A 9,544-nucleotide genomic window follows, 5' to 3' on the forward strand; every position below is an offset into this window, starting at 1 on the left:
CTACGACTATCTCTGCCAATATCCTTTCTATCTAACAGATCTTCAAGCTTGATACCAAGATCTGTTAGTCTATTTTCCCTAGACTCTTTTTCAGGCTGCCTGTCTTTAGCTTGCTCAGCTCTACGCTCTAAATAAAACTTTTGATTATCCAAGGTAAATGGCTTATCTCTTTTCGAAGACCCACTTGCAAATGCTTTTCTAGTTCCTACCTTAATTGAATTTCCATCAACATCTAAGGGATTACCAGAATTATCTCTATTTGCTAGATCTTTATCAAGCGGATCATTATTACTAAAATTAAAGTTTTCATCGATTATGTGATATTTATCTGATCTCTTAGTTCTACCAGCTTGAGTATAATTGGACTGTGACTTTAAAGATGTTCTTTTAGACGCACAAAGTTGACTCATCTGCAAAACAGCCAAACACAGTAAACCCAGTAGCCCTGATAATTTATAAGAAGTTTGATTTTTTTCCACATTTCCCCCTAGAGTTAAAAATTTATAACCAAACTCTATAAAAAAATGGTTGCGAAAATCAAGAGTTTTAACAAAAGCGCTTATTAAGAGCTGTGATCAATCTTATTTAAAGCTGTAGCCTTTGAAAGCCTATCTAAAACATCGCCCCAATGAGCTGTTTTTGGTGGCACTTCAATTAATATTTTATGTGCTTTCATAGCATCAAGCTCATGTAATTTTTGATACATGATTCTTGCATAGTCATTTTTACAAAGAGGCATTTTTTGAAAAATATGATTAAGGAATGCACTCTTGATACCAATCTCGAATTCAGAATAATGCATGATGGCAAATTTCTGATTACTATTTTTTGGTGATGATATATATTTTTTTATTTCCTCAAATGTCATCAATGAAGCCTTTGTATTCGGCTGATAATGCTCTTTCATATTACCAGCTACCTTTGAGGAATGATTGTGCGCAATTATTACCTGGGTACGCAAAACGTCTTCTATCATAATCTGAGTGATTGGGCCTTGTCTTAATATGGTTGGTACTTCAACGGTAAGGTCAAGAATAGTAGATTCAACGCCAATACCACATGGTCCATTATCTAAAACAGCTGCTATTTTACCACTCAACCCATCTAAAACATGCTGAGCCGTTGTAGGGCTTATTCGCTTATGAGGGTTTGCTGATGGGGCAGCTAGTCCAGTATCAAGGATATCTAGCAATTCAAGTAAAACAGTGTTTTGAGGTATTCGAATAGCTATGGTATCAAGCCCTCCTGTTACAACATTGCTAACATTTTCTGATTTTTTCAAAAGTAAGGTAATTGGCCCTGGCCAAAAGTTTTTGGCAATAATTTTTGCAAGTGGTGAAATATCTTTAGCCCAATAATTTATTTTTTCAAAAGAAGATATATGCACAATTAATGGGTGATTGGATGGCCGATCTTTAGCTATAAAAATTTTCTCAACAGCTTTTGGATTTTTGGCATCAGCAGCAAGCCCATACACTGTTTCTGTAGCAACAGCAACCAGTTCTGATGCCCTGAGAAGTTCTGCTGCAATTAACACATCTTCTTTTTTATTAGCTTGTAAAATTTTAGTTTTTAATGTCATTTTTAACCCTATGGATTACAGTTAGTATAATGCTCAGATAAATCCCCAATGAACTGATTTAAACGATCTTTATCTTGCTCATAGTTACATTTTACACAACCAAAAATATCTGACTTAATTAACGAGCACTTTATCTTTTGCCCCATCCTATCCGACACTTCTTGTATAGCTAAATAGAATTTTTATTCGTCAATCTTGCTCCAGCTAAAATCACGATTTAATAAATAAAAGTCATTTTCTACAGGCTCAATACATATCAAAATTACCCACCCATTGCCAAATAATTTTTGTAGTATGCTATTTGCCGAAATAATATTATCTAGCAAGGCCTGAGGAGCATAAACAAAAACCTGCAACCTTACTGGTTCATGATAAGCATTATTATCTGATAGATATAAAGACTGTAAAGGCAAACCTGACATAAGGTCGCTTGAATTCCCTTGCATGATACCGAACTTGCCGATAATGTTTTGAGTTACTTTACTACCACTGCCATATGCAACATTATCAACGGTAGAAAATAGATATTGATAATTAATCCATTGAGCTACAATCACAGGTGCCGTTAGAATAGTCGTTAGGAATAACCCCTCAGGATCGTTGCTATAATCATATGAGTGCAAAAAAGATCTTCCACCTAAATTAATATTTTTTGTTAAATCACGTGGGGCAATAATAAATGAAGCGTTACCAGCTAGTCCCCATTCAGGCCTAACCTGAGCCCAATCCTTACTATGATCTTTGATGTACTCAGGAGCATCAATATCCTTACCCATATAATCCATTAATCGAGCCCTAAATAAACAATTGGTTGTGCTCGCTAAATCAAGATCTGCTTTTAGTTGGCTAACAAGACTATCTAATGATTCAAGTCCTACAGCATCTGATTCATATAACACGAACTCATCTGTTGTTGTATTATGCTCAGCACCCAGAAAAAATGACTCAGAGGGAATATCAATATTTTTATGTTTTAAATATTCTCGTACTTTTAAAGAGTTAAGAATCATGGCAAGAATTCGAGCATTATTACCACCAGGTCTTCCGCCACAAGCTCCGCAATCTAAACCTGCAGCATAAGAATTATTCTTTGAAGAACTACCGTGACCACAAAAAACTATTAATTTTTTAAAATTATTAGTCAGGCCTAACATAGTAAGTACCGTTTCTGCGTACTCACATTGATCCTGAAAAGAGATAGATCTTATGTCTAAGCAAGTTTTTATAACCGGTTCATCAACTTTTGTTTTTAAGAAACCTAAAAGCCTTGGGGATATTGTTTTAAGCCCCATGCCAATACCCATGATAGGACCCAAAACTTCTACCAGCATAAATGGCACGGTAAAAGTATATTTCATTGATTGATATAATCTCTGAATTGTTTCAAAAAACTTTAGCTTTATGACATTGCATGAAGTTACTCGCACTGTGTTTTTAGATGCAAGCAACACAGGACAAGAATCATAAGCCTGAGCCTTTGCAAGATCTTCAATGCGTAAATTCAATCCAAAGAAACCTGCAAATCCCAATGTTTCATAATCCCCAACGCTTTCTATAGCTTTTCTAAAAGGCTCAGATCGGACATCAATACAAAAAATCATTTGGACCTGGTTGTTAGAATTTCGTGTATTGATAAAAACAATTTCTTTTTTTAATTCTTGTACTAACGATTTTTGATGACGTTGCTCTGCTGCGACCATCTTGTCGTACATATTATTATCATGTGCTGCTAATTTTTTAGAGTTATACCAACTTAAAAGAGTTAAGGCTTTTGGCCATAATAAATATATAAAAATCAACCGTATTACTAAATATTCAGATCGTAAGTTATGCTTGTTTTTTATATCTTCATTACTCCACTCTGCAAGATATTTAAGATAAGAAGCCCATCCTGGCAAAGTTGTTAATGATAAAGTTAAAAAAGAAGGAAAGTCATTCTCTGAGATATTAAGACGTTTTAAAATATCTATTATTGCAACGTTAGGATCATCAGGCAAAGACTTTAACCATTGTTGATTTTCTTCACGATTGCTCAAAAATAACTCTTGATCAAAATATATTAATGAACGCAAAGAAAGATAGAGTCCATTAACGCGCAAAGGCATTGCTATCGCTGCTTGACCTTTATCAAAAAACGCTTTCAACCATTTTATAGTTTGACGATTTACAACATTAAGCTCTTCGGGAAAATCCTTTTGCTGAAAATATATGGTCGCTTCTATTATCGCTTTTTCAACGGGAAGATCTTCTAATCCCTGTAAAGGATTAACTGCTATAGAATTTTCAAGAGGCCATGATGGTGATATTTTAGACCAGCTTTTTGTTATCGCTTGATCTAAAGGTGATATTTTTGAGTTTTGCATAATAACTTTATTTTCGATCAGAGATTATATTATTCAACTTTGACGCTACTTTAAATAGGTATAGTCATTACGATTATTTGTAACAGTTCTATCGTCTGGTTGACTTGCATTTAAAATCTTAACATACAAACAAAGCATCCATTCTGGAGTCGCAGTAAGACTATTAAATTTTTTAGTGAACAATATGCAGAGCCATCCAAATAATAAAAGGGCCATTCCTAATAAATGAATAATATTAAGGGGCTGAGGATGAACAAGGTTTAGACTTTCTAGTAAACCATCTAAAAAACAAATCATTGCTCCATAAATGCAACCAAGAATAAAAACAATTATAAAAAAACTGATAATTTTCTTTAATGATAATTCTTCAAACATTAAAGAAAGCATGAATTGACAGCATACAATCCATACTAAAAACAATGTCATTAAGCTTGTATCGAAAAGGCTATAATCATGAACGCTCATATGCGCAAATCCATAGCATCCAATTAAACCGGCTAGCAAAGAAATAAAAAAAGCACTACATCTTGGAGGATATTTTAACTCTATCTGTTTTTCTTTAGCTGCATCACCCGATCCAAGAAAGAGGTATGCTTTAAATAATCCATGCAAACAAAGATGAATTATGGCAGAAGAAAATAATCCCAGGCCGCACTGAGCAAACATAAAACCCATTTGGCCCATTGTTGAGCATGCAAGCATTCGCTTTATGTCATGCTGCATAAGCTTCCAAGTTGTTCCTATGCATGCTGTTGTTAGCCCAATAATAAAAATGAGAAGCAATACATTTGGCGAGTTGATATATAAAAAAGAAAATCGCATTAATAAAAAACCTCCGCCATTAATGAGTCCGGCATGCATAATTGCCGATACGGGAGTTGGAGAATTGAGCGAACTAATGAGCCATTTATGAAAAGGCCAGATTGCTGACTGTGTCATAGCAGCTAATAACAGAAAAATTTGTGCAATCAAGAGAGAAAAATGAGAAATATTACTGCCAGAAATAGCATTAATAGATAATTTCCCCGTATCCCAATATAAAATTCCAAACCCAAAGAAAAGAAAAATAGCGCCGAGAATAAAATTTTTACCAGCTAAAATCCCTGAGCAAAAAGCAGACTTCCAGCTAGATTTATGGATCATTAATTTAACCAAAACTATATTGCTTAAGTTCCATGTAATGAAAAACAAAACTAAATTATTTGAAAGAACCATTAAGCTCGCAAAAAAAGCTATTTTAATAAGCCTTAATAAAAAAAGAGAGTATACAGAATCACCCTTCATGTACCTTGTTGAGAAGGAGTAAGCTATACTAGTCACAAAACTAATAAGAGTTAGCATCACAAGAGAAAGAGAGTCAACATAAAAAAAATTTTTAAATTCAATAATTTGCAAGTATTTACCTTTGGCGCAAAAGATAGTTTTTTATATAGTTTAGGACACGAGAACTGTATGATAATTATTCATAATTAAAATAACAATAAAGACTTCAAGCATTTTGATTCCAATAGGATAACATTGATTAATTGAGAAATAAATCATTTTGTCATAAGTTTATACGGACTAGAAGCCATCTTTATATTTACAATTTGACTATGAATGCTACAGTATAAAAATAGATTTGGACCAAAACAAAAGCAACGTTTTACTGTCCCAGAGTTTGATCTGGGAACCAGTAATCAAAAAAAAATTCAACGCTAAAAGCATTTTTTAAAGGTAAAATATGTCAAATCCTAAAGCAGCCATCGAACACCAAGTAACTCTTGATAACATCGTCTCTTTATGCAAAAGAAAAGGTTTTGTATTTCCAGCAGCCGATATCTATGGCGGGATTAATGGGATTTATGACTTTGGGCACCTTGGGTACTTGATGAAAGAAAACATCAAAGATGCTTGGAAAAAATCTATTCAAAATGACCTTGGTGAAATATTTTTTCTTGATGGTTCTTTAATTGGTCCAAAAGCAATATGGATCGCATCAGGACACGTTGAAAACTTTCATGATCCAATGATTGATTGCATGAACTGCAAAAAAAGATTTCGAACCGATGATGATCAAATCGACACCAATAAACCCTGTCCTTCTTGCGGTATTAAATCATGGACAGATATTCGAGATTTTAACCTCATGTTTCAAACACAGCTTGGTGCTGTGCAAGATGATAGTGCAAAAGCATATTTAAGACCTGAAACAGCACAAACAATATTTGTTCAATTTAAAAATGTTCTTTCAACAAACAGAGCGAAACTTCCTTTTGGAATAGCTCAAATTGGTAAATCATTTCGCAATGAAATTACGCCAAAACAGTTTCTATTTCGCATGAGAGAGTTTGAACAAATGGAACTTGAATGGTTTTGCAAAGATGCAACAAGCATGGATTCTTTTGAGTTCTGGGTTCAAAAACGTAAAGATTTTTACTCATCCATTGGAATCAACATGGATAAAATAAGATTGTATCAGCATCCAACAGAAAAACTTTCACATTATAGCAAATGTACTTTTGATGTTGAGTATCAGTTCCCTTTTGGGTTTAAAGAACTTGAAGGAATTGCACACCGTGGAACATTTGATTTAACCCAACACACCAAACATTCTGGCAAAGATTTAGCTGTTTTTGATCAAGCAACGGGAACAAGCGAAATTCCAACGGTCATCGAAACATCTGTGGGAGTTGATAGATTGTTCTTGACCCTTCTTTTTGATGCCTACACTCAAGACATCATGGATGGCGAAACAAGAATTCTTTTAAAACTACATCCAAAAATAGCTCCTATCAAAGCAGCTGTTTTACCTCTTACTAAAAAATTATCTGAGCAAGCTGAACCTTTATATAAAGCGTTAAAAAAACGATTTATTAATATCGACTTTGATGATAGTGCTTCGATTGGAAAAAGATACCGGCGCCAAGATGAAATCGGAACCCCTGTCTGCTTCACATTTGATTTTGATAGCCTTGAAGACCATAAAGTCACTGTTCGAAATCGAGATACTGGCGCACAAGAGCGTATTGCAATTACTCAGGCAGAAAGCTATCTTGAAAACTTGTTAAATTCATAAATTGTAACTTGTTGACTAACTAGAAACAAAAATTTTATGATTATTAAATATTTTTAAAAAAGGAGCTTTATGATAGCCACTCAAGGTAAATATTTTCTAAAGTATTATCCACAACATATGATTCTTTTGTCGCTGATTATTTCGACAACCATAGGATCCCTTTTACTCGCACTTCCTATCTCACGAGTAGAATCAATACCGTTTATCGATTTATTTTTAACTTCTGCCTCACTTACGACTGTAACTGGCATCATGACTGTCCCAATCGAAAGCTTTACGCATTTTGGACACATCGTCATGCTATGCCTGATGCAGCTGGGAGGCCTTGGTCTTATGACCCTTAGCCTTTATTTTGTATATGTTTTTAGCAACTTAGGAATTTACACACAAGTTATTGCAAGCGAAGTACTTTCGCTAAAAAGCTTTAAAGATACGAAAAGAACATTGTTTTTTATTATAAAATTAACTGCCATTACTGAATTCTTAGGCGCTCTGGCAATATTTCCAACAATGTATAAAACCTACCATTTAAAAAAAGCTGTTTTTCTTTCTGTTTTTCATTCTGTTTCATCTTTTTGCAATGCAGGGTTTAGCCTTTTCCCAAACAAAATGCTTGATTACAATCATAGTCCGCTCATGGTATTTACCACGATGCTTCTCATGATCATTGGTGGATTAGGATTTGTTACCTGGCATGAAATCAGCACGCACGCATTTAATAAACAACATCACCTTGGAATTAGCTGGCATACCAAATTAGTTCTTCGCATGTATCTTTACACAAGCGTTGTTTCATCTATTCTCTTTTGGATGATTGAACGAAATAACTCACTGGTAGATATGCCAGTCTTTCAAAAACTCTACGTTGTGGTATTTACCGGCATTGCAATGAAAAGTACTGGATTTGCACTGGTGTCTTTTGTATCTGTTCACGTTGCAACACTCGTTTTGTGCATGGTTTCCATGTTTATTGGATCGGCTCCTCTTTCTACAGGAAGTGGTATAAAAACAAGCGTTTTTGCCATTTATTTAGCGGTAATAAAAGCAGCAATCCAAGGAAAGAGGCAAGCTCTTTTATATGGTAGACACATTGTCGATGACCAAGTGTATAAAGCAATGGCAATCATTGCACTCAGTTTATCTTGGATAGTTTTAATAACCTTTTGCCTGCTTATCGTTGAACCAGAATGGAACTTTCTTGATATTTTATTTAATACCGTTGCTGCGTTTTCAAACAATGGAACCTTTATAAAAGCTCCTGAATTTTTAAGCTCAATTGGCAAAGGCTTTATAATTATTTCTATGCTCATTGGTAGAATCGGCGCGTTGGCACTGGTATTAAGCATGAAAAGAATTGGCGAAACACGCGAAATTTCATATCCAAAAGAACACGTCATTCTAGGATAAAAACTTAAGCTGATTGTAGCTTTTGCTCTTTTTTAGCTCTATGTTTTACGGCAGCTTCATCGATTTTAGGCTTCAGGATTCTAATTGCCTTGTAATAGTTGGCAACATCTATTTGAGATTTTTTTATCTTACTTTCAACAGCTTTTTCTGCATCGATGACATCTGTTTCAACTCTTGACAGAAAACCGTAAGATTTATTTGCAAGAAAATGGTCAAGGCCTGTCATGCCACTTGTTACTTTTTTCAAATTAACACCTTTTGTAAAATTACGTAATTCTGGATGCCTTATGATCTCTTTTTCTACAAAAATTCTTTCTACTGGTGTTAGATCACGATTATCTCCAAATTGTAATAATCTTCCATGTTCAGCTAAAAATCTCGAAAAAAGCTCTGCATGCAAAAGAGGGTCTCTGGTAATCAAAAGGACTCCAGTAGGATCATATAATCCAGAATCAGCTAAACCAGAAATATGATAAATACTTCCTTGTTTTTTTGGAAGAAGAGTTGCAACAGTTGCTCGCGCATGAAACCATTCACCATAACAAAACAAAGTAGCCATGTATGACAATGGCGGAATCAAAAACAATCGTGAGGCTTGAGTTTGCACGTAATCTTTTTTATCAATCAATAATGCATAACCAGACAAACCAGCGCCATCTTTGCTTAAATACCATGCTGCACAAGCACCTTTATCATTAACCATTCCACCAAAAAGAGAACTGCCAAACGAAATTGAATACAGGTGAAGAGGGGAAGAATTGCTATAATTATATTGTTGTGAAAACTTATCTTGATTACTTGAGCTGAAATTTTCATTTAATCTTAAATTGTCTTTTAGTTGTGCATAATCACTTAACAGACTCCTATCATTATGCTGATGCAATGTATTGCCAGCGAGTCTACTTTTAGATGGATTAACACCTAATCCAACCTTAAACTTTTCATAACCGGTCCCGCGCATCAACAATGCTTTATTTAATCGCCAGGCTTCATACTCTACCTCTATAATTTTTGCAAACCATGATGGACCTTGAGCTTTCAAACCTTGGTCTAAAAAAATAGCTTCAAACTGTTTGGATAAGACAGATGTCAAATCTTTTGATCTTGATTGAATCATATTCGACAAATTAAAAG

General features: G+C 34.5%; 7 protein-coding genes. 2 read left to right on the forward strand and 5 right to left on the reverse strand.

Annotated elements, in window-relative coordinates; genetic code table 11:
- The 4 genes from NTU89_00610 to NTU89_00625 all read right to left on the reverse strand — a co-directional run.
- A partial coding sequence (locus tag NTU89_00610) for a hypothetical protein (GenBank protein MCX5923047.1) occupies positions 1–479 on the reverse strand: 479 nt, incomplete at its 3' end.
- 83 nt (positions 480–562) lie between these two features.
- Positions 563–1,582, reverse strand: coding sequence for an L-threonylcarbamoyladenylate synthase (locus tag NTU89_00615; protein ID MCX5923048.1), 1,020 nt, complete (start codon positions 1,580–1,582; stop codon positions 563–565).
- Positions 1,583–1,764: 182 nt separating this feature from the next.
- Complete coding sequence (locus NTU89_00620; GenBank protein ID MCX5923049.1) at positions 1,765–3,945, reverse strand: DUF2309 domain-containing protein; 2,181 nt, start codon at positions 3,943–3,945, stop codon at positions 1,765–1,767.
- A 45-nt stretch (positions 3,946–3,990) separates the two neighbouring features.
- A complete protein-coding gene (locus tag NTU89_00625) occupies positions 3,991–5,340 on the reverse strand; it encodes a proton-conducting transporter membrane subunit (GenBank protein ID MCX5923050.1) in 1,350 nt (449 codons plus the stop codon).
- A gap of 328 nt (positions 5,341–5,668) precedes the next feature.
- Between NTU89_00625 and NTU89_00630 the strand changes: the two genes are divergently transcribed.
- Both NTU89_00630 and NTU89_00635 read left to right on the forward strand, forming a co-directional pair.
- A complete protein-coding gene (locus NTU89_00630) occupies positions 5,669–7,003 on the forward strand; it encodes a glycine--tRNA ligase (GenBank protein ID MCX5923051.1) in 1,335 nt (444 codons plus the stop codon).
- Positions 7,004–7,072: 69 nt separating this feature from the next.
- Complete coding sequence (locus tag NTU89_00635) at positions 7,073–8,410, forward strand: hypothetical protein (GenBank protein MCX5923052.1); 1,338 nt, start codon at positions 7,073–7,075, stop codon at positions 8,408–8,410.
- A gap of 4 nt (positions 8,411–8,414) precedes the next feature.
- Here the strand turns inward: NTU89_00635 and NTU89_00640 are convergent.
- On the reverse strand, positions 8,415–9,544 hold a 1,130-nt coding region (locus tag NTU89_00640), incomplete at its 5' end, for a hypothetical protein (protein ID MCX5923053.1).

It is taken from the genome of Candidatus Dependentiae bacterium (assembly GCA_026389065.1).
In the GTDB taxonomy this organism is placed as follows: Bacteria; Babelota; Babeliae; order Babelales; family Chromulinivoraceae; genus JACPFN01.